The sequence below is a fragment of the Streptomyces sp. NPDC060184 genome (assembly GCF_042728795.1).
Lineage (GTDB): Bacteria > Actinomycetota > Actinomycetes > Streptomycetales > Streptomycetaceae > Streptomyces.
This window is the reverse complement of record NZ_JBHWYX010000033.1, coordinates 12,848-37,933: the sequence shown is the minus strand read 5'-3', so window position 1 is coordinate 37,933 and position 25,086 is coordinate 12,848. Positions and strand designations below refer to the sequence as shown.

General features: G+C 72.5%; 21 protein-coding genes. 13 read left to right on the top strand and 8 right to left on the bottom strand.

Going from position 1 to position 25,086, the window contains the following annotated elements:
• Nucleotides 1-9: 9 nt before the first annotated feature.
• Entirely contained in the window at nt 10-1,353 is a 1,344-nt protein-coding gene (locus ACFWEE_RS21845) for a cobyrinate a,c-diamide synthase (protein ID WP_386891332.1), read from the top strand.
• 82 nt (nt 1,354-1,435) lie between these two features.
• Here ACFWEE_RS21845 and ACFWEE_RS21840 read toward each other — a convergent pair whose 3' ends face one another.
• Nucleotides 1,436-2,158 (bottom strand): ZIP family metal transporter, encoded by a 723-nt coding sequence (locus ACFWEE_RS21840; RefSeq protein ID WP_386891331.1) that lies wholly within the window; start codon nt 2,156-2,158, stop codon nt 1,436-1,438.
• A gap of 208 nt (nt 2,159-2,366) precedes the next feature.
• Between ACFWEE_RS21840 and cobC the strand changes: the two genes are divergently transcribed.
• Nucleotides 2,367-3,941 (top strand): Rv2231c family pyridoxal phosphate-dependent protein CobC, encoded by a 1,575-nt coding sequence (gene cobC, locus ACFWEE_RS21835; RefSeq protein ID WP_386891329.1) that lies wholly within the window; start codon nt 2,367-2,369, stop codon nt 3,939-3,941.
• Between the two features lie 204 nt (nt 3,942-4,145).
• On the opposite strand, the gene ACFWEE_RS21830 is transcribed toward cobC, so the two are convergent.
• On the bottom strand, nt 4,146-5,366 hold the full coding sequence (locus ACFWEE_RS21830) for an SCO1860 family LAETG-anchored protein (RefSeq protein ID WP_386891328.1): 1,221 nt from the start codon (nt 5,364-5,366) through the stop codon (nt 4,146-4,148).
• Nucleotides 5,367-5,798: 432 nt separating this feature from the next.
• Between ACFWEE_RS21830 and ACFWEE_RS21825 the strand changes: the two genes are divergently transcribed.
• Complete coding sequence (locus ACFWEE_RS21825; RefSeq protein ID WP_386891327.1) at nt 5,799-7,274, top strand: PH domain-containing protein; 1,476 nt, start codon at nt 5,799-5,801, stop codon at nt 7,272-7,274.
• Between the two features lie 43 nt (nt 7,275-7,317).
• Here the strand turns inward: ACFWEE_RS21825 and ACFWEE_RS21820 are convergent, their stop codons facing one another.
• On the bottom strand, nt 7,318-8,442 hold the full coding sequence (locus ACFWEE_RS21820; protein WP_386891325.1) for an amidohydrolase family protein: 1,125 nt from the start codon (nt 8,440-8,442) through the stop codon (nt 7,318-7,320).
• Nucleotides 8,443-8,559: 117 nt separating this feature from the next.
• On the opposite strand from ACFWEE_RS21820, the gene ACFWEE_RS21815 reads away from it, so the two are divergent.
• From ACFWEE_RS21815 to thpD, 5 genes are all read left to right on the top strand, one after another.
• Nucleotides 8,560-9,666: a pyridoxal-phosphate-dependent aminotransferase family protein gene (locus tag ACFWEE_RS21815; protein ID WP_386891424.1), complete on the top strand. Its 1,107-nt coding sequence runs from the start codon at nt 8,560-8,562 to the stop codon at nt 9,664-9,666.
• A 471-nt stretch (nt 9,667-10,137) separates the two neighbouring features.
• A complete protein-coding gene (ectA, locus tag ACFWEE_RS21810; RefSeq protein ID WP_386891422.1) occupies nt 10,138-10,602 on the top strand; it encodes a diaminobutyrate acetyltransferase in 465 nt (154 codons plus the stop codon).
• A 193-nt stretch (nt 10,603-10,795) separates the two neighbouring features.
• Complete coding sequence (gene ectB / locus ACFWEE_RS21805; RefSeq protein WP_386891420.1) at nt 10,796-12,061, top strand: diaminobutyrate--2-oxoglutarate transaminase; 1,266 nt, start codon at nt 10,796-10,798, stop codon at nt 12,059-12,061.
• A 133-nt stretch (nt 12,062-12,194) separates the two neighbouring features.
• Nucleotides 12,195-12,593: an ectoine synthase gene (locus ACFWEE_RS21800; protein ID WP_386891323.1), complete on the top strand. Its 399-nt coding sequence runs from the start codon at nt 12,195-12,197 to the stop codon at nt 12,591-12,593.
• 2 nt (nt 12,594-12,595) lie between these two features.
• The gene (gene thpD / locus ACFWEE_RS21795; protein ID WP_386891321.1) at nt 12,596-13,489 is read left to right on the top strand and encodes an ectoine hydroxylase; all 894 of its coding nucleotides are present in this window, start codon (nt 12,596-12,598) and stop codon (nt 13,487-13,489) included.
• A gap of 123 nt (nt 13,490-13,612) precedes the next feature.
• On the opposite strand, the gene ACFWEE_RS21790 is transcribed toward thpD, so the two are convergent.
• A complete protein-coding gene (locus ACFWEE_RS21790; protein ID WP_386891319.1) occupies nt 13,613-14,464 on the bottom strand; it encodes a sulfurtransferase in 852 nt (283 codons plus the stop codon).
• A 596-nt stretch (nt 14,465-15,060) separates the two neighbouring features.
• Between ACFWEE_RS21790 and ACFWEE_RS21785 the strand changes: the two genes are divergently transcribed.
• Nucleotides 15,061-15,675: an RraA family protein gene (locus ACFWEE_RS21785; protein ID WP_386891318.1), complete on the top strand. Its 615-nt coding sequence runs from the start codon at nt 15,061-15,063 to the stop codon at nt 15,673-15,675.
• A gap of 41 nt (nt 15,676-15,716) precedes the next feature.
• Here the strand turns inward: ACFWEE_RS21785 and ACFWEE_RS21780 are convergent, their stop codons facing one another.
• The 4 genes from ACFWEE_RS21780 to ACFWEE_RS21765 all read right to left on the bottom strand — a co-directional run bounded on the left by ACFWEE_RS21780 (nt 15,717) and on the right by ACFWEE_RS21765 (nt 20,518).
• Nucleotides 15,717-16,322, bottom strand: coding sequence for a dihydrofolate reductase family protein (locus ACFWEE_RS21780; RefSeq protein ID WP_386891317.1), 606 nt, complete (start codon nt 16,320-16,322; stop codon nt 15,717-15,719).
• Nucleotides 16,323-16,477: 155 nt separating this feature from the next.
• Nucleotides 16,478-16,693, bottom strand: a complete 216-nt coding sequence (locus ACFWEE_RS21775; protein ID WP_386891315.1) for a hypothetical protein — start codon at nt 16,691-16,693, stop codon at nt 16,478-16,480.
• 69 nt (nt 16,694-16,762) lie between these two features.
• Nucleotides 16,763-18,259: an arabinogalactan endo-beta-1,4-galactanase gene (locus ACFWEE_RS21770; RefSeq protein ID WP_386891418.1), complete on the bottom strand. Its 1,497-nt coding sequence runs from the start codon at nt 18,257-18,259 to the stop codon at nt 16,763-16,765.
• 225 nt (nt 18,260-18,484) lie between these two features.
• Nucleotides 18,485-20,518, bottom strand: a complete 2,034-nt coding sequence (locus tag ACFWEE_RS21765; protein ID WP_386891313.1) for a beta-galactosidase — start codon at nt 20,516-20,518, stop codon at nt 18,485-18,487.
• 306 nt (nt 20,519-20,824) lie between these two features.
• On the opposite strand from ACFWEE_RS21765, the gene ACFWEE_RS21760 reads away from it, so the two are divergent.
• From ACFWEE_RS21760 to ACFWEE_RS21745, 4 genes are all read left to right on the top strand, one after another.
• Nucleotides 20,825-22,144 (top strand): extracellular solute-binding protein, encoded by a 1,320-nt coding sequence (locus tag ACFWEE_RS21760; protein ID WP_386891311.1) that lies wholly within the window; start codon nt 20,825-20,827, stop codon nt 22,142-22,144.
• Nucleotides 22,141-23,067, top strand: coding sequence for a carbohydrate ABC transporter permease (locus ACFWEE_RS21755; protein WP_386891309.1), 927 nt, complete (start codon nt 22,141-22,143; stop codon nt 23,065-23,067). The genes ACFWEE_RS21760 and ACFWEE_RS21755 overlap by 4 nt, the downstream gene beginning before the upstream one ends.
• Complete coding sequence (locus ACFWEE_RS21750) at nt 23,064-23,957, top strand: carbohydrate ABC transporter permease (RefSeq protein WP_386891307.1); 894 nt, start codon at nt 23,064-23,066, stop codon at nt 23,955-23,957. The genes ACFWEE_RS21755 and ACFWEE_RS21750 overlap by 4 nt, the downstream gene beginning before the upstream one ends.
• 69 nt (nt 23,958-24,026) lie before the next feature.
• On the top strand, nt 24,027-25,079 hold the full coding sequence (locus tag ACFWEE_RS21745) for a LacI family DNA-binding transcriptional regulator (protein WP_386891305.1): 1,053 nt from the start codon (nt 24,027-24,029) through the stop codon (nt 25,077-25,079).
• Nucleotides 25,080-25,086: the final 7 nt, after the last annotated feature.

Below are 25,086 nucleotides of genomic sequence, written 5' to 3'. Positions count from 1 at the left end.
TCCGGCGGTGTGCCGAGGCTGGTGATCGCCGCTCCGGCCTCCGGCAGCGGCAAGACGACCGTCGCCACCGGGCTGATGGCCGCCTTCGCCGCGCGCGGGCTCGCCGTCTCCCCGCACAAGGTGGGACCCGACTACATCGACCCGGGCTACCACGCGCTGGCCACCGGCCGGCCGGGCCGCAACCTCGACGCCTACATGTGCGGGACCGGCCTGATCGCGCCCCTCTTCGCGCACGGGTCGGCGGGGTGCGACCTGGCGGTCGTGGAGGGCGTGATGGGGCTGTTCGACGGTGCCTCGGGCCAGGGCGAGCTGGCGTCGACGGCGCAGGTGGCGAAGTTGCTGCGGGCACCGGTGGTGCTGGTGGTCGACGCCTCCTCGCAGTCGCGTTCGGTGGCGGCCCTGGTGCACGGTTTCGCGGCCTGGGACCCCGGGGTGCGGATCGGCGGGGTGATCCTGAACAAGGTGGCCTCCGACCGGCACGAGACGCTGCTGCGGGACGCCCTGGAGGAGTCCGGGCTGCCGGTGCTCGGGGTGCTGCGGCGGGCCGCGCAGGTGGAGACCCCGTCGCGCCATCTGGGGCTGGTGCCGGTGGCCGAACGGCGTATGGACGCCGTGGACGCGGTGGCGGCCATGGGCGAACGCGTACGGACCGGCTGCGACATGGACGCGCTGCTGGCCCTGGCCAGGACCGCTCCGCCACTGGCCGGTGAGGCCTGGGAGCCGGAGCCGTACACCGTCTCCGGGCGGCGGCCGGTCGTCGCCGTGGCGGGCGGGGCGGCGTTCACCTTCGCGTACGCCGAACACGCCGAGCTGCTCACGGCGGCGGGCGCGGAGGTCGTCCCCTTCGACCCCCTCCACGACGAGAAGCTCCCCGAGGGCACGGCGGGACTGGTCATAGGGGGCGGTTTCCCCGAGGTGTACGCCCCCGAGCTGTCGGCCAACGAACCGCTGCGCCGGGCGGTCACCGCCCTCGCGGAGAGCGGGGCGCCGGTGGCTGCGGAGTGCGCGGGCCTGCTCTACCTGGCGCGCGAGCTGGACGGCCGGCCGATGTGCGGGGTGCTGGACGCGAGCGCCCGGATGTCGGGGCGCCTGACGCTCGGTTACCGGGAGGCGGTGGCGGTCGCGGACAGCTCGCTCGCGGCGGCCGGGACCCGGGTGCGCGGCCACGAGTTCCACCGGACGGTGCTGGAGCCGGGCTCGGGGCCCGTACCGGCCTGGGGGATGCACCTGCCGGAACGCCGGGTGGAGGGCTTCGTCCGGGGCGGGGTGCACGCGAGCTATCTGCACACCCACTGGGCGGGGGCGCCGGGCACGGCCCGGCGGTTCGTGGAGCGGTGCGGGGCGGTGCGCTGAGGGGCCCTCTCCCGATGCGCTGCGGGCCTTCCCTCGGTGGCTGAGGGCCTTTCCCGTGGCGCGGAGAACGGCGGGCGTCCGCTCAGTCCGCGATGCCGACGACCAGCCAGATGAAGCCGACCCCGCCGATCGTGCAGAGCACGGTGGAACGGGCCGGGTGGTCGTGGTGGGCCTCGGGCAGGATCTCGGCGGCGGCGAGGTAGAGCAGCGCCCCGCTGAAGAACCCGAGATACGCACCGAGCAATTCCTCCGGAAGAGTGAACACGAGGGTGGTCGCCGCGCCCACGATCGGGGCGATCGCGTCCGCGAAGAGCATGAAGAACGCCTTGCGGCGGTTGTTCCCGTAGAGACTGGTAAGGGTGTAGGTGTTGAATCCGTCGGCGAAGTCGTGGGTGATGACGGCGAGCGCGACGGCCGCCCCCATGCCGGCGCCGACTTGGAAGGCGGCGCCGAGCGCGATCCCGTCCATCAGGCTGTGGCCCACCATCGCGGCTGCCGCCGTCAGCCCCACCTGGGGCACGCGTTCCTCGCCCGCCCCGTGTGCCGCCTGGCGCACCGCGAGCAGGCGCTCCACCAGATGGGCCAGCAGAAAGCCCCCCACGAACAACAGCAGGGCGGCGGGCACTCCCGCCACGGGCCGCCCCGCCGCATCGATCGCCTCCGGCAGGAGGTCGAGACCGACCACGCCGAGCATCAGCCCGCCGGCGAAGCCGAGCACCAGGTGGCGGCGGTCGGTGACGCGTTGCGCGACCCAGCCGCCGGCCAGAGTCATCAGGAACGCGCCGAGCGCGACGAACACCGCCATGGGCCCTTGCTAGCCGATCGGGCCGGTTGCCCGCATCTCCGCCACGTCCGCCGTCTCCCCGTCTCCGCCCTCTCCTCCGCCGTCTCCCCGTCTCCTCCGCCTCTCCGCCTCCTCCCACTCTCCGTCTCCCCGTCTCCGCAGGAGCGCCGTACGCCCCGCCGGGAGTCCCGAGGACCCGGCGTCGGCGGCCCGTACGAAAGGACTGCCCGTGTCCGCAAGCGCAGGGCCCCAGGACCACTCCCCCGCAGCCGCCGCCGGGGCGGGGCTCGTCGTCGGCGTCGGCGCGCGCCGGGGCGTCCCGGGCGAGGAGGTGTCCGCGCTGATCGAACAGGTGCTGCGGACGGCGGGGCTCGCGGTCTCCGACGTGGTCGAGCTGGCCACCGTCGAGGCGAAGACGGCGGAGCCCGGCATCGTCGCGGCGGCGGCGCGGCTGGGGGTTCCGTTGCGCGGCCGGTCGGCGGCGGAACTGAACCGGGTACCGGCGCCCGGGGCGTCCGAGGCGGTCGCCGCGCTGGTGGGTACGGCCTCGGTCGCGGAGGCGGCGGCACTCTGCGCGGCGGACGAACTGGTGGTGCCGAAAACGAAATCGGCGCGGGCGACGTGCGCGGTGGCCCGGCGGAGCGGACCGCGCGCGGTTCTCCCGGAAGCGGAATCTTCAGCCGCGCCGGTGACGGGAGGCTCCGCGCCCCCCACCATGGCAGCCATGACACCCCCCACGCGGTACATCGAGAGCGGCGGCCCCGACCTGCGTCACCACGGCGACGCCGAGGTACGCGGCAGGCATCTGACCGATCTCGCCGTGAACGTCCGGACGAACACCCCGCCGCACTGGCTGCGGGAACGCATAGCGGCCTCCCTCGGCGGGCTCGCCTCCTACCCCGACGGCCGTGCGGCACGGGCAGCCGTCGCCGCCCGGCACGGGCTCCCGGTGAACCGGGTGCTGCTCACCGCCGGGGCGGCCGAGGCGTTCGTGCTGATCGCCCGGGCGCTGTCGGCCCGACGGCCGGTCGTGGTCCACCCGCAGTTCACGGAGCCGGAGGCGGCGCTGCGGGCGGCCGGGCACGAGGTGGGGCGGGTGGTGCTGCGGGCGGAGGACGGGTTCCGGCTGGACCCGGCGACGGTGCCGGAGGACGCCGACCTGGTGGTCGTCGGCAACCCGACCAACCCGACGTCCGTGCTGCACCCCGCCGGTGTGCTGGAAGCACTGGCGAGACCGGGGCGGACCCTGGTGGTCGACGAGGCGTTCATGGACGCGGTGCCCGGGGAGCGCGAGGCGCTCTGCGGGCGTACGGACATCCCGGGTCTCGTCGTGCTGCGCAGCCTCACCAAGACGTGGGGGCTGGCGGGGCTGCGGATCGGCTACGTGCTGGCCGACCCCGGGGTGATCGCCCTGCTGGAGGAGGCGCAGCCGCTCTGGCCCGTGTCCTCGCCGGCGCTGGCGGCGGCCGAGGCGTGCATGGAGCCCCGGGCTCTGGCGGAGGCGGCCTGCGCGGCGGACCGGATCGCGGTGGACCGGGCCCATCTGCTGGCGGGCATCGCGGAGTTCGGCGAGATCGAGGTGGTGGCCCCCGCCCAGGGACCGTTCGTGCTGATCCGCCTGGAGGGTGCGGCCGAGCTGCGGGAGGGGCTGCGTTCCCTGGGGTTCGCGGCCCGGCGCGGGGACACCTTCCCCGGGCTCGGACCGGAGTGGCTGCGGCTCGCCGTCCGGGACCGGGTGACGACGAACCGCTTCCTCCAGGCGCTGGACCTGGCCCTGCAGGCGCTGCCGGTGGGGGCGGGGTGAGCAAGGGGCGGTAGCCGCTCGTGGACGCCCGCGGTCACCCGTGGCGGCCCTGGGCGGTTACGGCCGGTCCGCGCGCCCGCCTGAGCGCGCGGACCGGCCGTGGACCGGCCGACCGGCCGTGACCGTCCGCTCGGTCGCCGGCCGTCTGCACGGGCGTCGGCCCGTCCGACCGGCCGTGGACCGTCTGCCGGGTCGCGGTCCGGGTCAGTCCTGGGCGCGCCTGCGGGCGAGGACGGTCGCTCCGGCGCCGAGCGCCAGCAGCAGGGCCGCGCCGCCCGCGATGAGCGGGGTGCTGGAGCTGCTGCCGGTCTCCGCGAGGTCGTCCCCGGAGACGGTGGCCGGTGAGGTGTCGGCCCCGGTCTGCGTCTTCACGTCTCCGCCGGTGCTCCCGCTGCCGGACGTGCTGTCGGTGGAGCCGGTGTCGCCCGAGGTGTCGCCGGTGGTGGCACCCGACGTGTCGCCGGTGGTGGCGGTGCCGTCCGTTGCGCCGTCACCGCTCGCGCCGCCGTCCGTGGCGCCGCCGTCCTCGTACCCGCCGTCCGTGGCACCGGAGTCGCCGGTCGCGCCGGTGTCCCCGGTCGTCGCGCCGCCGTCGCCCGAACCGCCGTCACCCGAACCGCCGTCACCGTGACCGCCGTTGCCCGAACCTCCGTTGCCCGACCCTCCGTTGCCCGAACCTCCGTGGCCGGAACCGCCGCCGGAGCCGCCGTGGCCTGAGCCCGGGGTGGTGCAGGTCGCCTCCGCGAGGGTCACCTCGCCCTGCACCTCGGCGACGTTGAGCTTGCCCGGGTTGAGGGAGATCCGCAGCTGGAGCGCGGTAGCGGCGGCGGTCTTCGACGTGGTGCCGGTCTTCGACAGGTCGAGGGTCACCGTGCCGACGTCGGGGATGTCCACCTCGGTCCGGCCGCCCGCGGTCAGCGTGATCCGCTTGCCGAGGACCGTCACGTGCCCGAGGGCGTTCGAGGACGCGACCGGCTTCCTGCCGGCCTCGCAGACGGCCTTCGAAGTGACCTTCTCGACCTCGATGAGCGGGAGGAACGGCAGGCCGGGGACCTGTACCCGGGCCTTGACGAGGTTGCTGTGCCCCTCCGCGCGGTGCTTGTCGACCGTGGCACCCGAGGTCGCGACGTCGGCCCGCAGCACCTGCACCGGACCTTCGGCCACGCCGTCCAGCCTCACGGAGAGCGCGGTCTTCTCCGCGCTCTCCGGGGCGTTGACCTCGTTGAGCGTGGCCTTGAGCGGCACGTCGACGGTCTTGTCGGCGAGCGAGACGTCGAGCGCCGCCCGGAGCACGACCGCACTCGCCCTGCCCCCGTCCGCGCCCGTCGTCGCCGGAGCTGCGGCCTGCGCGGGGAACGCGGCGAACAGGGCGACGGGAGCGGCGGCGACCGCCAGGGCAGCGAGACGGAAGGTGTTGCTGTTCAAGATGGTGGAACCCCCACAAGAGACATGGAGCCACCGGCGCCGTCCAATGGGGGACATCGCGTGCGCCGGCGGCCTCGACTCCGTGAATCTTTACGCACGAAGGGTGAACTGGCGCATACCTGGCGCTAGTTCACCCTAAAGGGGTGTTTTAGCGTACGTATTCGAATCTGGCGGCACGTGCGTTCCTCGAAGTCACCCGTTTCACCGAACGCGACGGGTAAGCCGGGGTGTTGAGCGTGCGGATCGAGCAATCACAACGAGCCGACCGCCCGATCGACACTGCCTGTCAACACCGCGCCCGCGTCGGCGCGGCATCGTGACCGCCGCCGAAAACACCGCACGCGCCAGGGGCGGAACTCGGCAGGTTCGCGGGCCCGAACGCTGCCGCAACCTGGACAAGAGCGCGGATCGGGCCGGTGGCAAGCTGGGCGCATGAGCGATGATGCGCGGCCGACCCGCCGTCACGGATACGGCCGGGGGTGGTCGCCCGTCGGGCCCGGGGGCGCCGCTCCCGTCGTGGACGCCGACGCGGACGGCGTGCGCTACCGGACTCCGCTGCGGCGCCGGAGCGTGCCGTGGCCGGAGGTGGTGGCCGTACGCGTCCACCGGACGCGCGCCGACTCCCGCCATCAGGAACGGCGTCGGGTCAGCCTGCGACTGCGCGACGGAAGTGTCCGCAACCTTCCCCGGCCCCGGAGCCACCGGACCGCGGACCCGGAATTCGACGCCTGTGTCGAGGAGTTGTGTGCTCTGCGCCGCCGCTACGGCGCCCCGGCCGGACCGGAGCATCCGCACGTCATCACCGCGCGCACCGGGGGCCACGGCCTCTTCGGGCCGGTCGCCTGGAGCGTCCCGCTGCTCGTCGTGGCGATGATCGTCGCCCTCTGGGCGGTGCCCCAGGCGCTCTCGGACGCCCGCGCGTGGCCGACAGCCGCCCCGTGCACCTCCGCGACGCCGGTCGCGGAGCGCGGCGCATGTCTGACCACGCTCCCGGGGGTGGTCGCGCGCACCGGCGCCAACCGGCACAAGAGGCACAACTACGTGTACGTCGAGTCCGGCCGGTTCACCGGGCGGATCCACGTGCCCTACGAGACGGCGCATGCGTACACCCCGGGCGACCGGGTCGAGGTGACCTTCTGGCGCGGCAGGCCGAGATCGTTCACCGGAGCGCACGGGGACTGGCACGAACACCGCGCCCCGGCAGGGCAGTTGCTGGCTCTCGCGGTGGCGCTCGCGCTCGCTGCCTGCTACCCCCTGGCCCTGGTCGTCCAGCGGGTGCGCGCACGCCGGCTGCCGGACGACGAGGTGCTTCCCTCGGCCCTCCCCTTCGCGGGGGCACTCCTCGCGACCGCCCTGTGGCTGCTCCCGCTCTGCGTCCTGCACCCCACGGACCCGCTCGGCTCCCCCGCGACGGTCACGTGGACGGTGGCGGGTACGGCGGTGTCGGCGGGGCTCCTCGTCCTGGCCTTCCGCACCAGCCGCGTCCGGACGCCCGGGCCCCTCGGAGCTGACGACACGGACGGAGCGAAGGGGGCGGAGGGGGCCGACGGGGCCGACACGGAGGAGGTGTTCCTCTCCGCGCGTTTCCTGGAGGCCACGGAGTACAACCCGTACCACTTCGGCACCCATGTGGTGCTGGGCGGCGGCGAGGTGCTCGCCGTGGCTCCGCACTCGGGTCCCGGGCGGTTCGGGGTGAGGCGGGTGCCGGTGGAGCGGCTGACCGTGGTGCGTGTGCGGCGGGTCCGGGGCGAGGACGGGGACGAGGTTTCCAGCGGCTGGCACGTCGCCGAGCTGGACGACGCGGGGACCCCCGTCCGCCTCACCGCCGCGCCTGGCGACCTGGCCCGGATCCTGCGTGCCCTGGAGCCCGTACCGAACGCCGTGGCCACGGGGGCACCCGCGCGCTGACGCCGGTCCGGCGGGGTCGGCCCGCCACCCGGTGCGGCGGGGGTCAGCCCACCACCCGGCCGTTCAGCACCACGTGGCGGGGCTCGGCCAGGGCCCGTACGTCGGCGCGGGGGTCCTCGGCGTAGACGACCAGGTCGGCCGGGGCGCCCTCGTCCAGGCCGGGGCGGCCGAGCCAGCGCCTCGCCGCCCAGGTGGTCGCGCCGAGCGCATCCAGCGGCGGGATGCCGGCCTTGACCAGCTCGGCGACCTCGGCGGCCACCAGGCCGTGCGGGAGCGAGCCGCCCGCGTCCGTACCGACGAAGACCGGGATGCCCGCGTCGTACGCCGCGCGCACGGTGTCGTAGCGGCGGGCGTGGAGCCGTCGCAGATGCGCCGACCAGCGCGGGAACTTGGCCTCGCCGCCGTCCGCCAGGTGCGGGAAGGTCGCGATGTTGACCAGGGTCGGTACGATCGCCACCCCGCGCTCCGCGAAGAGCGGGACGGTGTCCTCGGTGAGTCCCGTGGCGTGTTCGACGCAGTCGATGCCCGCCTCCACCAGGTCGCGCAGCGAGTCCTCGGCGAAGCAGTGCGCGGTGACCCGGGCACCGAGCCGGTGGGCCTCGGCGATCGCGGCTTCCACCTCCCCGCGCGGCCAGCAGGGGGTGAGGTCGCCCACCCCCCGGTCGATCCAGTCGCCGACCAGCTTCACCCAGCCGTCGCCCCGGCGTGCCTCGCGCGCGACGTACGCGACCAGGTCGCCGGGCTCGATCTCGTGGGCGTAGTTGCGGATGTAGCGGCGGGTCCTGGCGATGTGACGGCCCGCCCTGATGATCTTGGGCAGGTCTTCCCGGTCGTCGGTCCAGCGGGTGTCGGAGGGCGATCCGGCGTCGCGGAGCAGCAGGGCGCCGGCCTCCCGGTCGGTGAGCGCTTGCCGCTCGGTGGTGGCCTCGTCGACGGGGCCGTGGCGGTCGAGGCCGACGTGGCAGTGCGCGTCCACCAGACCCGGCAGCACCCAGCCCTCGACGGTGTCCGCCCCGTCCGCGCCCGGGGGCCGCTCGTAGGTGATCCGGCCGTCCACGGCCCACAGTTCGTCCCGCACCTCGTCCGGGCCGACGAGCACCCGTCCCCTCACCCGCAGCACGCGCCGGTCCCGGTCGCGGTGGTCGCGCTGGTCGCTGTGATCGCTCATGTGCGGCACTGTACGAGGCGGTCGGTACTCTCGGACCGAGCGCTGTTCGTACACAGGCCCGCATCTGTTCGTACAGAGGCCCGCAGAATGACTGACCGAACCGGAGAGAGCACCACCGTGACGCACCCCTTCCTCGACCTCGCCCCGCTCACCGCCACGCACTTCGCGGCCATCGAGAAGCGGGTGGCCGGTCTCCTCGCCACCGACCAGGACGTGGTGATCATGCAGGGCGAGGCGCTGCTGCCCCTGGAGGGCTGCATCCGGGGCGCCGCCCGGCCCGGTACAACCGCACTCAACGTCGTCACCGGCCCGTACGGCCAGACCTTCGGCAACTGGCTGCGCGACTGCGGCGCCGAGGTCGTCGACCTCGCGGTGCCGTTCCACACGGCCGTCACCGCCGAGCAGGTCGCCGCCGCCCTGGCCGAGCGCCCGGAGATCGACTTCGTCTCGCTGGTGCACGCCGAGGCCGCGACCGGGAACACCAACCCGGTCGCGGAGATCGGTGAAGTCGTCCGGGCCCACGGCGCCCTCTTCATGCTGGACGCGGTGGCCTCGGTCGGCGCGGAGCCGCTGCTGCCGGACGCCTGGGGCGTGGACCTGTGCGTGATCGGCGCGCAGAAGGCGATGGGCGGCCCGGCGGGCGTCTCGGCCGTCTCGGTGAGCGAGCGCGCCTGGGAGCGGATCGCCGCCAACCCGCAGGCGCCGCGCCACTCCTACCTCTCCCTGCTGGACTGGAAGCAGCGCTGGATCGACGGTGGCCGCAAGGCGCTGCTGCACGCCCCGGCGCAGCTGGAGATGCTGGCGCTTGAGGCGTGTGTCGAGCGGATCGAGGCGGAGGGCCTGGAGCCCCTCATGGCCCGTCACGCCGCCGCCGCCGCTGCCACCCGGGCGGGTGCGCTCGCGCTCGGCGGCGGGCTGACGCCGTACGTCCACGAGGCGCGGGACGCGGCGCCGGTCGCCACGACGCTGCGCGTGCCGGACGGGGTGGACGCCTCCGCACTGGTGGCGCGGGCGCTGCTCGCGGAGCCCTCGCTGCCGCTGATCGCGGGCGGCGGGGCGCTCTCCAAGGAGATGGTCCGGGTCAATCACTACGGGGTGGACGCGACGCGCGGAGCGGTCCTCGCCTCCCTCGCGGCGCTGGGTTCGGCGCTGGCCGAGGCCGGCCGGCAGGTCGATCTGGAAGGTGCCCGCAAGGCCGTCGAGGAAACCTGGCCGAGCGCGTGATCCACGGGGCGCGGCACATTCTCCACATGCTCCGCACTCGACCCACAAATTCATCGTCGCGGTGAATTAAAGAATGCGGGGAGCTGCTTATCGATAAGCAGCTCCCCGCATTCTTGTGCCCGGACTTCCGGCAGGTAAACGCGCCGATCCGGGAGCCACCCCGAAACGCGTTCCACATGCCGGACAGGGGATTTACGGGCTGTGACGGACTCCACAGACGGGGCGTTATGCCGGATAAATCCATCGGTAATCACCGGAAAACGCCCACCCGGCCGAGGCTGCTCGCACTCGCGTGATAACACGTTCGCCTCCGCCACCCAACCCTTTCCGGCGGTGCGATTACGAAATTTGCTGGGTAAATTCCCTGGCATGAGCGCCGCACCAGCAGACCTTGCCCGTGCCCGAATCGACTCCGCCGACCTCCATGCGCCGCACGCGCCGAGCGCATTCCTCACCGTGGACGCGCCACGGGTGGAGGACGGGGCCGCGCTGTGGCGGATCGCCCGTGACTCCGAAGTCCTCGATCTCAACTCCTCGTACAGCTACCTGCTCTGGTGCCGCGATTTCGCGGGCACCTCGGTGGTGGCCCGGGACGAACACGGCGAGCCGGTCGCCTTCGTGACCGGGTACGTACGCCCGGACCGCCCGCAGACGCTCGTCGTCTGGCAGGTGGCGGTGGACGGCGCGTACCGGGGCCGGGGGCTGGCCGCGGCCCTGCTGGACGCGCTGACCGAGCGGGTCGCGGCCGAGCAGGGGCTCGTCGCGGTGGAGACGACCGTCACGCCCGACAACACCGCCTCGAACCGGCTCTTCACCTCGTACGCGCAGCGCCACGACGTGGGGCTGGAGCGCGAGGTCCTCTTCGCCGGGGAGCTGTTCCCCGAGGACACGCACCTTCCCGAAGTCCTGTACAGCATCGGACCGTTCGGCAGCTGACGGGCGCCGCCGGCCCGACGGGGCGCCCGCGCGGCACGCGGCCGTCGTCGGCACCGCCGCACCCGCGCCTTCCGCGACCGCGTGCCGGCCCTCGCACCCTCGCCTCGTGCGCCCCAACCCCATCGCCCTCCACCCCCGTGTCCTCCACCCCCGTGCCCACCACCCCTGTGTCCCCAACCCTCAGGAGATCGCCGTGACCATCACCCCGCCCGCCCTGAGCGTCTTCGAGACCCTGGAGTCCGAGGTCCGGAGCTACTGCCGGAGCTGGCCCGCCGTGTTCGACCACGCGCGGGGAGCCCGGCTGACCGACGAGGACGGCCACACCTACCTGGACTTCTTCGCCGGGGCCGGATCACTCAACTACGGCCACAACAACCCCGTCCTGAAACGGGCGTTGCTCGACTACATCGAACGGGACGGCATCACCCACGGCCTGGACATGGCGACGACCGCCAAGCGTGCCTTCCTGGAGACCTTCCAGAACGTGATCCTGCGCCCGCGCGACCTGCCCTACAAGGTGATGTTCCCGGGCCCGACCGGTACCAACGCGGTCGAGGCCGCACTGAAGCTGGCGCGCAAGGTGAAGGGCCGCGAGTCCGTGGTCTCCTTCACCAACGCCTTCCACGGGATGTCGCTCGGCTCGCTCGCCGTGACCGGCAACGCGTTCAAACGGGCCGGTGCGGGCATCCCGCTGGTGCACGGCACGCCGATGCCGTTCGACAACTACTTCGACGGCCAGGTCCCCGACTTCCTCTGGTTCGAGCGGCTGCTGGAGGACCGCGGCTCCGGCCTGAACAAGCCCGCCGCCGTGATCGTGGAGACCGTCCAGGGCGAGGGCGGTGTCAACGTCGCCCGTGCCGAGTGGCTGCGCGCGCTCCAGGATCTCTGCCACCGCCAGGACATGCTGCTGATCGTCGACGACATCCAGATGGGCTGCGGGCGCACCGGCGCCTTCTTCTCCTTCGAGGAGGCGGGCATCGTCCCCGACATCGTCACCCTGTCGAAGTCCATCAGCGGCTACGGACTGCCCATGTCCCTCTGCCTGTTCGCCCCCGAGCTGGACGTCTGGGAGCCCGGCGAGCACAACGGCACCTTCCGCGGCAACAACCCCGCGTTCGTCACCGCCGCCGCCGCGCTCGACGCGTACTGGACGGACGGCCACATGGAGCGGCAGACGAAGGCCCGCGGCGAGCAGGTGGAGCAGACCCTGCTCTCCCTCTGTGCCGAGGAGCCCACCGCCTCCTTCCGGGGCCGGGGCCTGGTGTGGGGCCTGGAGTTCACCGACCCGGCGCGCGCCTCCGCGGTCGCCGCGCGCGCCTTCGAACTCGGGCTGCTGCTGGAGACCTCGGGCCCGCGGAGCGAGGTCGTGAAGCTGCTGCCGCCCCTGACCATCACCCCCGAGGAACTGGACGAAGGGCTGCGCACACTGGCCCGGTCCGTCCGCGAGACGGCCGCCTGACCGCCCCCGTTCCACCCTGAACCCCTCGCCTGGGCCCGGGACTTCCGGGCAGGCGGGCACCGAGTGCCCCACCGGCCGCACCAACCCGGCCGAGGCACTGGGCCATCGCCGAAGAGAAAGGCACCACACCACCGTGATCGTCCGTTCGTTCCGCGACATCGAGAACACCGACCGGCACGTGAAGTCCGCCTCCGGCACCTGGGAGAGCAAGCGCATCGTGCTCGCCCAGGAGAAGGTCGGCTTCTCGCTCCACGAGACCATCCTGTACGCGGGCACGGAGACGTCGATGTGGTACGCGCACCACATCGAGGCCGTCCTGTGCACCCAGGGGGAGGCCGAACTCACCAACGACGACACCGGCGAGAAGCACTGGATCACCCCCGGCACCATGTACCTGCTCAACGGCCACGAGCACCACACGCTCCGGCCGAAGACCGACTTCCACTGCGTCTGCGTCTTCAACCCGCCCGTCACCGGACGGGAGGACCACGACGAGAACGGCGTCTACCCGCTGCTGACCGAGGAGGCCTGACCATGACCACGTACGCGCGCACCGATCCGTACCCCTCGCGCGGTGTCACCGAGACGCTCACTCCCCGCCGGGACCCGGTCGTCTGGTCCGCGCCGGGCGCCCCGGGGCCCGTACCCGTACAGAGCCTCCTCACGTTCGAGCGGGACGGCTTCCTCGCCGTCGACCAGCTGCTCACTCCGGACGAAGTCGCGGACTACCGCGCCGAGATGGAGCGGCTGATCGATGATCCGGAGATCCGCGCCGACGAACGGTCGATCGTCGAGCCGACGTCCCGGAAAGTGCGTTCCGTCTTCGAAGTGCACCGGATCAGCGAGGTGTTCGCCCGGCTGGTCTCCGACGAGCGGCTGGTGGGCGCGGCCCGGCAGATCCTCGGCTCGGACGTGTACGTGCACCAGTCCCGGATCAACGTGAAGCCGGGCTTCGGCGCCTCGGGCTTCTACTGGCACTCGGACTTCGAGACCTGGCACGCGGAGGACGGCCTGCCGCAGATGCGGACCGTCTCCGTCTCGATCGCGCTGACCGAGAACCACGACACCAACGGCGGGCTGATGATCATGCCCGGTTCGCACCGGTCGTTCCTCGGCTGCGCGGGCGAGACGCCCGCCGACAACTACAAGAAGTCGCTCCGGATGCAGGACGCGGGCATCCCGTCCGACGAGGCCCTGTCCCGGATGGCCGACGCGCACGGCATCAAGCTCTTCACGGGCAGGGCGGGTTCGGCGACCTGGTTCGACTGCAACGCCATGCACGGATCGGGGGACAACATCACCCCGTTCCCGCGCAGCAACGTCTTCATCGTCTTCAACAGCGTGGAGAACCCGGCGCAGGAGCCCTTCCAGGCCCCGGTGCGCCGGCCCGAGTTCATCGGGGCCCGCGACTTCACCCCGGTGCGGTAGCGGAAGCCGGGCGACGGGCGGGGCGGGACGGTGTGAAACCGCCCCGCCCTTGCGGACGCGCCGGAGTCCCGCCCCGCCCGTGCGGACGCGCCGGAGTCGGAGTCGGAGTCGTGGTCCGCCGTCTCAACGGGCGGGTCCGGTCTCCACCGGGCGGGCCTCGTCACGGCTGTAGGCGGACCAGCCGCCGACGTAGAGCCGGCCCCGGCCGAGCCCGGTGTGCTCCAGGGTCAGGAGGTTGTGGCAGGCCGTCACGCCGGAGCCGCAGTAGGAGACGACCTTCGACGCGGTGTCCGCGTCCACGCCCCCGGCGGCGAAGTTGTCCCGGATCCTCTGTACCGGCAGCAGCCGGCCGAGCCCGTCCAGGTTCTCCCGGCAGGGGACGTTCGCCGCACCGGGTACGTGGCCCGGGCGGGGGTCGACCGGGTCCTGCGCGCCGACGAAGCGGTCCCGGTTGCGGGCGTCGACGGTCAGGGCCTCCGGGCCCACCAGGTCGTCGGCCTCCACCAGGGCCTTTGCGGGCCAGGCGCGTACGGAGAACTCGCCCTTTTCCGGCTTCGGTTCATCGGTCGTCAGGGAGTCGGGGTGCGCGTCGAGGTAGGCGGCGAGACCGCCGTCGAGGATCGCCGCACGGCGCCCGGTGACCCGGAGCATCCACACCAGCCGGGCCGCGATGACCCCGCCCTGGTCGTCGTAGGCCACCACGATGTCGTCGTCACCGATGCCCAGCTCCCGCATGCCCTCGGCGAACAACTCCGGTGCGGGAAGGGGGTTCCTGCCGCCCACCGGCGTGGGAGGCCCGGTCAGCCGGCGGTCGAGGTCCGCGAAGACCGCGCCGGGCAGGTGTCCCCCCTCGTACGCGGCACGCCCCGAACGCCCGTCCAGATACCACCGCACGTCCGCCAGAACCACGCGCCCCGGCAGTCCGCCCAACTCTTCGACCCGCGCGAACGGCGGGACATCCACGAGTTCAGTCATGGCTCCGGACGTTAGCGATTAGTCCACCATGTGAGCAATCATGTCCCGCATCGCGAGACGACGGTGCAGTGGGGGCGCTTGCGGGCCGGGGACGGGAGGGCGGTTCTCCAGCTCTTTGCGTCACGCCGGTGGGGTTGCCGGGTCCGGGGTCTCCCCCACGACCAAGGAGGCCCTCGCCCTCGCCCCTCGCCCCTCGCCCCTCGCCCCTGATGGTCGTCGGCCAGGGTGGGACCGAAGCGTGAGTTCGTCGTAGCGCGCGATCGCGTCGCACAACTCCTGGGCAGCCGCGAAGCCGTACCCGTCGAACGTACTGAGACGCCTCGATTCGGCCGACAGGCCCCCAGGAAACGCGCCAGGGGTCCGGCGTCGGTACGGACGAGGGGGCGGGAAGACGACCGACGTACCGTCGGCCAGGTCCAGGCGGTACGTCAGGACGCCATGCTCCTCGGCGATCTCCGGCAGTGTGAGCAACCCGACCTCCCGTGCGGCTCGGACTCCGACGATGATGTCAACCGGTAACGCCCCCTTCACGGCCCGGTGAGTACACGGTCGGCCCACCGCCGACCGTCTCGCCGCACAAAGGAACAGAGACGACCATGAACGCCGCTTTCAAGGACATTCCCTCCACCACCCTGGCCGAACTGCTGGACCGCGAGCAGGTCATGGACATCGGCGTCCGCCCGCTGTGGAACGCGCCGAGGGTCGCCGGCCCCGCATACACGGTGCGGTGCGTGCCCGGCGACAACCTGATGCTGCATGCCGCGATCTACCGCGCCGAACCCGGCTCGGTCATCGTCGTGGAGTCGGGCGACGTGGACTACGCGCTGGCCGGCGGCAACGTGTGCGCCATCGCCCAGCGGCGGGGCGTCGCGGCCTTCGTCGTCGACGGGGTCGTCCGCGACCTCGCCGAGGTGCGCGAGGCCGGCTTCCCGGTCTTCGCCCGGGGCGTCATCCCGATCCCCGGCACCAAGAAGAAGGTCGGGGCGCTCGGTGAACCGGCCCGCGTCGGCGGCGTGCTGGTGCACCCCGGAGACATCGTCGTCGCGGACGAGGAGGGCGTCGTCGTCACTCCCGCCGCCCGCCAGGAGGAGATATTCGCGGCCTCGCGGACGAAGCTCGCCGCGGAGGCCGAGCAGTCCCTCGACGCCTGGGAGGCGGACCACCGCGCCCGCATCGAGAAGGCACTGGGCGACCAGGGCTTCACCGGCTGACCGACCCCGGGGCGGGCGTACGCGGGGCCGGGCTCCGGGCGTCAGCCGCCGTACGTCCCGTACTCCGGAACGCCCGTCGGCTCGTAGACGTGCACCGCGACGCCGCGCGGGGTCGTCTCGTGGTGCAGCAGGCGCAGGCCGACCGGGGTGCCGCCGTCCGGGAACAGGCGGCGTCCGCCGCCCACCACCACGGGGGCGATCGCGAGGCGCACCTCGTCGACCAGACCGGCGGTCAGCAGGCTGTGGCCGAGCCGGGCGCTGCCGTGGATCTGGAGCTCACGGCCGGGCTGCCGCTTCAACGCGGCGACCTGGGCGGGGACGTCGCCGGACAGGATCGTGGTCGGCGCCCACCCGGCCTCGGCGAGGCTCCGGGAGGCGACGTACTTGGGCGAGCCGTTCAGGACGCGGGCGTTCGGGTGGTCGGTCATCTCCGGCCAGTCCCGCGCGAAGTTCTCGTACGTGCGGCGGCCGAACAGGAACGCGTCCGCCCTGCCGAGCCAGTCGGCGGCCACCCGCTCGAACGCCTCGTCCAGATGCGGCACGAACCAGCCGCCCCCGGTGAACCCGTCGCTGGTGTCCTCGTCCGGGGCGCCGGGCCCCTGGGAGACGCCGTCCAGCGACACGAACTCCTGCAGTACCAGCCTCATCGCGCACCACTCCTCTGATCCCGGGCTCACTCCCGGACTCACTCCGGGACTCGTTCCCGCGGGCGTTCCCGGGTTCGTTCCCGGGTTCGTTCCCGGACAGGGAAGCATCCGGCTCCCCGCTTCGGGCTCCTCGACGTGCGGCGCGCCCTCCCTTTCTACGACCAGTCGTGGAAGGTGACCCCGCCGGGGCGGGTGAGGCTGCCGCGCAGCCCTGCGGCGGGGTACTCGATCAGGTCCCCGGGCAGGTCGTGCTCGGCGAACCACCGCAGGTCGGGGCCGTGGTCATGGTCGTGGTGACGGTAGCGACCGGATCGGGTGGGGTGCCGGCGATCGCGCGCTGTACGTCCTTTCGAGTACGGCCGCCCCCGCACGCGGCAACCGTGCCCCGCCGCGCCTCCACAACCCGGAGCACGGCGGGGCACGGTCGCGTGCCGGGCGTCCTACCGGTGCGAGAACCAGCTGGCCGCGGGGAGCAGTTTCTCGTTGTAGTCGAAGAGCGCCTGGTTCTCCCATGCGTTGCCGGAGGAGGCGTCGGCCGGGTCCCAGCCGCTGCCGGTGACGGCGGTCCAGGCGGGTTCCCAGTAGACGGCGCCGAGGCCCCGGCCGCCCGGGACCGCCTCGACGACGTTCAGTACGTCGCGGAGGTTGGCGGCCTGGCCCGCAGGAGTGGCGGGGTAGCCGGTGACGAGCTGGTCGGCGGTGGCGACGTTGTTCTCCAGGCCGTCCTTGTCCGCGAGAGTGTGGGCGTAGGCGGTCTCGGCGACGAGGACAGGTCTGCCGTAGCGGGAGGCGGCGTCGTCCAGATTGGTCTGCAGGTCGGAGAGGGCGCCGTGCCAGTAGCCGTAGTACGAGAGGGCGATGACGTCGAAGGGCACGCCGTACGCGACGGCGTTGTCGAACCACCAGCGGGTGCCGGCGTTGTCGCCGCCCTTGGCGAGGTGCAGGGCGACCTTCGTGGAGGAGGAGACGGCCTTGGCGGCGTTGGCTCCGGAGGTGAGGAGTCCGGCGAGCTGGGACCAGTTGTCGGTGGAGCCCTCGGGCCAGAGCATCCCGGCGTTGATCTCGTTGCCGATCTGGACCATGTCGGCGGTGGTGCCCTGCGCCTTGAGGGCGTTGAGCACGTCGTAGGTGTGGTTGTAGACGTCGGTCTTCAGCTGGGCGTAGCCGTGGCCCGCCCAGGCGGCGGGCTTGGTCTGCTTGCCGGGGTCGGCCCAGGCGTCGGAGTAGTGGAAGTCGACGAGGACCTTCATGCCGAGCGCCTTGGCGCGTTTGGTCATGGCGAGGACGTGGACCTTGTCGTTGAAGCCGTCCGCCGGGTTCACCCACACCTTGAGGCGTACGTAGTTCATTCCGGCGGAGTGGAGCAGGGTCATGGCGTCGCCGGTGGTGCCGCTCGCGTTGCGGTAGACGGCGCCGTGGGCCTCGTTCTTGGGGAGGGTGGAGAGGTCGCCGCCCTTGACGCTGAGGCCGGTGGTGCCCGAGGTGAAGGCGAGGTCGTCGAAGTTGGCCCATTCCCCGGCGTGCGCGTCGGAGTTGAGGCTGATGGTGCAGGCGCCGCCGGTGACCTTGACGGAGGTCACCAGGCGTATCCAGGCGCCGTTGGCGGTGGGCGGCAGGTCGGTGCGCTGTTCGGCGGAGCCGCAGTTGCGCAGGGCGATGTAGGCGGAGTTCTGGCCGCCGCTGGAGCGGACCCAGGCGCTGAGGGTGTACGTGCCGTCGGTCAGCCCGGAGAGGTACTGGTACGTCTCCACCTTGTAGGCGGAGGCAGACCAGTGGCTGAGCCGGGTGGTGCCCGCGTGGCCGCCGGCCTCGGTGAAGGAGGCGGCACTCTGGCCTCCGGCGGAGTAGGCGGTCCAGCCGGTGGCGCCCGATTCGAAGCCGGGGTTGGTGACGGTGGCCGCCGCGTGGGCGGCCTGGGCGGGTAGCCCGGCGAGCATCAGCCCGCTGAGGGCGGTGAGCGCGGCGGCGGTCCGGCGGCTGCCGCGCGGGGTGCGGCGGGCCGCCGCTCCCGGTTCGTCTTGCGTCCTGCCGAACAGCGTCTTTCCGTACATCGTCGTCGATGTCCCTTCGACCGTTGTGCGGGATACGGGGGTGGTGCTGGTGGTACGTGGGGGGGGCTGGAGATGCGGAGGTGCGTTGGTGCGTTGGTGCGTTGGTGCGCCTCAGGCGTCGAGCCGTACGACCCGGACCGCGCCCGCCGGGACGGCGAGGTGTCCGGAGGCGGGCTCGCCGGTGAGGAGTTCGGTGCCGGGGGTGTCGAGCGGCACCTTGGTGTCGCCCCCGGTGTGGTTGATGACGAAGAGGTAGCTGCCGGTCTCCCCGGTGCGGCGGACCACCTCGACGTCGTACGGGAGCGAGGTGCGCGGGGCGATCCCGGCGTCCGCGCAGGCGCGGTCCAGTACGGCGTCGAGGCCGGCGCCCGAGAGCCGGGTGGAGACGTACCAGGCGGTGCCGTCGCCGAGGCGGTTGCGGGTGACGGCGGGGCGGCCGGCGGCGACCCCGTCCGCGTACGACCAGGCGGTCTCGGCGCCGCGCGGGACGACCACGTCCGACCAGAGGTCGCCGGTGAGGGCGGGGCCTTCGGGGGCGCCCTCGGGGGTGATGAGGCGGACGGTGTCGCCCTCGCCGAGCGGGGAGAACTCCTCGACGGTCAGCCCGAGGACGTCGCGCAGCACGCCCGGGTAGGCGCCGGGGTGGACGTTGTCGTCGGGGTCCACGATGCCGGAGAAGTACGAGACGACGAGGGTGCCGCCGCCTTCGACGTACCGGCGCAGGTTCTCCCCCGCCTGTTCGGTGGCGAGGTAGAGGGCGGGTACGACGACCAGCGGGTAGGCCGAGAGGTCCGCCTCGGGGTGGGCGAAGTCCACGGTGAGGTGGCGGTCGTAGAGCGAGAGGTAGAAGGCGTCGGCGCGCTCGCGGGCGTCGTGGTCCTGGCTCGGGCGCCACTCCAGGGACTGGGCCCACCAGGACTGCCAGTCCCAGACCATCGCGGCGTCGGCGACCGTGCGGGTGCCCCGGATGCCGTCGAGGAGGCCGAGGTCGGCGCCGAGCCGGGTGACCTCGCGCCAGATCCGGGTGTCGGTGCCGCCGTGCGGGAGCATCGCGGAGTGGAACTTCTCGGCGCCGCCGCGGGACTGGCGCCACTGGAAGAACATGGCGCCCTCGGAGCCGCGGGCCACGTGGGCGAGGCTGTTGCGGGCCATCTCGCCGGGGCGCTTGGCGGGGTTGCGGGGTTGCCAGTTGACGCCGCTGGTGGAGTGTTCGAGGAGCAGCCAGGGGGCGCCGCCCGCGACGGAGCGGGTGAGGTCGGCGGCCATCGCGAGGTTGACGTGGGTGCGGCGGCCGTCGGTGATCAGGTAGTGGTCGTTGGTGACGAGGTCGACCTCGCGGCCCCAGGCCCAGTAGTCGATGGAGTCGCACTGGCTGAGCGCGGTCATGAAGTTGGTGGTGACCGGGATGCCGGGGGCGAGCCGGTGCAGGATGTCGCGTTCGGCGGTGAAGTTCTCCCGCAGGGTGGCGTCGGCGAAGCGGCGGTAGTCGAGCTGCTGGGAGGGGTTGCCGACGGTGGGGGTGGTGCGCGGCGGGTCGATCTCGTCGAGGGTGCGGTAGTGCTGGCCCCAGAAGGCGGTGCCCCAGGCCTTGTTGACGACTTCGACCGACCCGTGGCGGGCGGTGAGCCAGCGGCGGAAGTGGGCGGCGCAGTTGTCGCAGTAGCAGGCGGAGACGGGGACGCCGTACTCGTTGTGGACGTGCCAGAGGGCGAGGGCGGGGTGACCGGCGTAGCGGCGGGCGATCTCCTCGGTGATGCGGGCGGCGGCGGCGCGGTAGTCGGGGTTGCTGTGGCAGATGGCGCCGCGTGAGCCGAAGGCGTACCGGACCCCGTCGCGGTTCACCGGGAGCGCTTCGGGGTGGGCGCGGTAGAACCAGGCGGGCGGGGCGACGGTCGGGGTGCCGAGGTCGACGCGGACGCCGCCTTCGTGGAGCAGGTCGAGTACGCGGTCGAGCCAGCCGAAGTCGTAGGCGCCGGGCTCGGGTTCGAGCAGGGCCCAGGAGAAGATCCCGACGCTGACCATGGTCACGCCGGCCTCGCGCATGAGCCGCACGTCCTCGGGCCAGATCTCCTCGGGCCACTGTTCCGGGTTGTAGTCGCCGCCGAAGGCGAGCCGGTCCAGACCTCGGGGAGCGGTGTGGGGCATGGGGGTCTCCTGGCGTTCTCGGCGGTGACGGCGGTCGTCCGCCGCCGGGTCGGGCGGCGGCCCGCCACCGGGCGGTACGGATGCACCCGACCGGGTCGGTCCTGGGGTGGCACCGCCGCCCTGCGGCGACGCCCCTCGGGCCGCTGTGTGCATCGGGTTGGGAACGTGCACACAGTCGATCGGCGGTGTGGAGCCAAGATAACCGCAGAGTTACAACCATTGACAAGTGTCGGTTCCGTTTCTCTACTGTGAACGCTCACAGCGCAGTTCCCGCGCTGCACCCTCGGTTCTCGTCAGGGGAAAACCATGAAGCACCGCAACGTCGCGTTGTCCACGGCCGTCGTCCTCGCCGCCTCCGCCCTCCTCACCGGCTGCGGCTCGTCGGACGACGGGAAGGGCGACGCGCCCGCCGCCGCCGGTCCCGCCCAGCTCACCTACTGGTCCTGGGCGCCCGGCCTCGACAAGGTCGCGGACATCTGGAACAAGGGCGAGGGCAAGAAGGAGGGCATCACGGTCACGGTGAAGAAGCAGGCGTCGGGCGACGACCTGGTCACCAAGATCATCACCGCGGCCAAGGCGCACAAGGCGCCCGATCTGGTGCAGGCGGAGTACCAGGCACTGCCCACGCTGGTCTCCAACGACGTCCTCGCGGACATATCGAAGGAGGCGGGCGATGCCGAGGGCGCCTTCGCGGACGGGATCTGGCAGCAGGCGACGCTGGGGACGGACGCCCTGTACGCGCTGCCGCAGGACTCCGGCCCGCTGATGTTCTACTACCGCGCGGACCTGTTCGAGAAGTACGGGCTGACCGTCCCGGCCACCTGGGACGAGTTCGCCGAGACGGCCCGCGCGCTGAAGAAGAAGGCGCCGGACACCGACCTGACGACGTTCTCCTCGAACGACTCCGGCCTCTTCGCGGGCCTCGCCCAGCAGGCCGGCGCCCAGTGGTGGACCACCGCCGACGACACGTGGAAGGTCGCCATCGACGACCCGGCCACGCGGAAGGTCGCCGACTTCTGGGGCGGCCTGGTGAAGGAAGGGGCGATCGACAACCAGCCGATGTACACCCCCGCCTGGAACAAGGCGCTGGACACCGGCAAGCAGATCGCCTGGGTCAGCGCGGTCTGGGCCCCCGGCACCCTGACCACGGCGGCCCCCGACACGGCGGGCAAGTGGGCGATGGCCCCGCTCCCCCAGTGGACGGCGGGCCAGAACGTCACCGGCAGCTGGGGCGGGTCCTCCACCGCCGTCACCAACGACTCGAAGAACAAGGGCGCGGCGGCGAAGTTCGCGAAGTGGCTGAACACCGACCCCACCGCGCTGGCCGCCCTGGTGAAGGAGTCCGGCATCTACCCCGCCGCGACCGCCGCGCAGACCGGAAGCGCGCTCGCCCAGGCACCCGCGTACTTCTCCAACCAGCCCGACTTCTACACCAAGGCCGCCGAGATCGCGAAGGGCACCGCGCCCGCCGCCTGGGGCCCGAACGTCAACGTCGCGTACACCGCCTTCAAGGACGAGTTCGCCAAGGCCGCCAAGGACCGGTCGGACTTCGGGGCGGCGCTGACCGCGATGCAGGACGCCACGGTCGCCGACCTGAAGAAGCAGGGCTTCGGAGTCTCCGAGTGACACGCGCACGCCGCAGTGGGTCGTACGGGGTCAAGAGCGCCCCGTACGCCTTCCTGGTCCCCGCCACCCTGCTCTTCCTGCTCTTCTTCGCGCTGCCCATCGGCTACGCGCTCTACCTCAGCTTCCGCCGCACCGAGGTCAAGGGCCTCGGTCTCGGCAAGGGCGCCCGCGACGAGGTCTGGGCCGGTCTCGCCAACTACACGGACGCCCTCTCCGACTCCGAGCTGCTGCACGGCGCGCTGCGCATCCTGGGGTACGGCCTGATCGTGGTGCCCGTGATGCTGGGCCTCGCGCTGCTGTTCGCCCTGCTGCTGGACACCGAGCGGGTCCGGCTGCGCGGCTTCACCCGGCTGGCGATCTTCCTGCCGTACGCCATCCCGGGGGTGGTGTCCGCGATGATGTGGGGGTTCCTCTACCTGCCCGACGTCAGCCCGTTCTTCTGGCTGCTGGACCACCTCGGGCTGCCGCAGCCGGACCTGCTGGACGGCGGGCCGCTCTACGCCTCGCTCGCCAACATCGCGGTCTGGGGCGGCACCGGTTTCAACATGATCGTCATCTACACCTCGCTCCGGGCGATCCCCGCCGAGATCTTCGAGGCGGCCCGGCTGGACGGCTGCTCGCAGTGGCAGACCGCGCTGCGGATCAAGATCCCGATGGTGGCGCCCTCGCTGGTGCTGACGTTCTTCTTCTCCATCATCGCCACCCTCCAGGTGTTCAGCGAGCCCACCACGCTCAAGCCGCTCACCAACTCCCTCTCGACCACGTGGAGTCCGCTGATGAAGGTCTACCAGGACGCCTTCGTCAACAACGACATCTACGCGGCGGCGGCCCAGGCGGTCATCATCGCCGTCGCCACCCTCGCCCTCTCCTTCGGCTTCCTCCGGGCCGCCAACTCCCGCACCAAGCAGGGTGATGCACGATGAGTACGCAGACCCTCCCGGCCACCGCCCGGACGTCCGGCACGTCCCGCGCCGGCCGCGCCCCGCGCCGGTTCGCCGCGATCCCCACCGCGGCGCTGCTGCTGGGTGCCGTCTACTGCCTGCTGCCGGTGCTCTGGGTGGTCGTGGCGTCGACCAAGTCGGGCAGCGAGCTCTTCTCCACCTTCACCTTCCTGCCCGGTTCGGGGTTCTCCGACAACGTCGCCGACCTCTCCGCGTACCGGGACGGCGTCTACTGGAAGTGGATGGGCAACTCGGCCCTGTACGCCGGGGTGGGGGCCCTGCTCTCCACGGCGGTGTCGGCGGCCTCCGGGTACGCCCTGGCGGTCTACCGCTTCCGGGGCCGCGAGTCGATCTTCAACCTCCTGCTCGCCGGGGTGCTGATGCCGCCGGTGATCCTGGCGGTCCCGCAGTACCTGCTGCTCGCCAAGGCCGACCTCACGGACTCGTACCTCTCGGTGCTGCTGCCCACCGTCCTCTCCCCGTACGGCGTCTACCTCGCCCGGATCTACGCGACGGCCGCGGTGCCGCCCGACGTGATCGAGGCGGGCCGGATGGACGGCGGCGGCGAGTGGCGGATCTTCCGCACCATCGCGCTGCCGATGATGCTGCCGGGGCTGGTCACGGTGTTCCTGTTCCAGTTCGTCGCGATCTGGAACAACTTCCTGCTGCCCTACATCATGCTCAGCGACGACGAGAAGTTCCCGGTCACCCTCGGGCTCTTCACCCTGCTCCAGCAGGGCTCGAACACACCGGCCCTCTATACGCTGGTGATCACCGGCGCGCTGCTGGCGATCCTGCCGCTGATCGCGCTCTTCCTCGTGGTCCAGCGGTTCTGGAGTCTCGACCTGCTCTCCGGCGCCGTAAAGTCCTGACCATGCCCCCAGGGGGCCGCCGGACCCGCCCCCTCCACCCGGGGCCCCGAAAACGAAAGAACACGCACCATGAGCCGCACTGAACCTCCCCCGCTCTCCGGGCAGCCCGGAAGGGGACGCCGCAGGCCGCCGACGATCCACGACGTGGCCCGCGAGGCGGGGGTGTCGCGCGGGACCGTCTCCCGGGTGCTGAACGGCGGCCACAACGTCAGTCCGGCCGCCCTCGAAGCGGTCAACTCGGCCATCCGCAAGACCGGTTACACGGTCAACCGGCACGCCCGCTCCCTGATCACCGGGCGCTCCGACTCGGTGGCGTTCCTGCTGACGGAACCTCAGGAGCGGTTCTTCGAGGACCCCAACTTCAACGTGCTGCTCCGGGGTTGTACGAGCGCGCTGGCCGCGCACGACGTCCCGCTGCTGCTGATGATCGCGGGTACGGAGGCCGAACGGCGCCGCAACATGCGGTACATCGCCGGCCACGTGGACGGCGTCCTGCTGGTCTCCAGCCACTCGGGCGACCCGGTGGTCGCCCAGCTCCACGAGGCGGGCGTACCGGTGGTGACCTGCGGCAAGCCCCTCGGGCAGGGCTCCAAGGTCAGCTATGTGGCGGCCGACGACCGGGACGGCGCCCGGGACATGGTGCGGTACCTGTACGAGTCGGGGCGCCGCCGGATCGGTACGGTCAGCGGCCCCCTGGACACCCCGGGCGGCGTCGAGCGGCTCGCCGGGTACCGCGAGACGCTCGCCGAGTGCGGGCTGCCCGTGGACGAGGACCTGATCGTCCCGGGCGACTACAGCCGGGCCGGCGGCGAGGCGGCCGGGACGCTGCTGCTGGAACGCGCCCCCGACCTCGACGCGGTCTTCGTCGCGTCCGACCTGATGGCGCAGGGTGTGCTCACCTCGCTGGAGCGGGCCGGGCGGAGGGTGCCCGAGGACATCGCGGTCGGCGGCTTCGACGACTCCCCGGCCGCGCTGGACTCCCGCCCGGCGCTGACCACGATCCGGCAGCCCTGGGACCGCATCAGCGCCGAGATGGTACGGGTGCTGCTGGCCCAGATCGGCGGCGAGGACCCGGCCGCGGTGATCCTCCCCACCGAACTGGTGCGGCGGGACTCGGCCTAGGACGTGT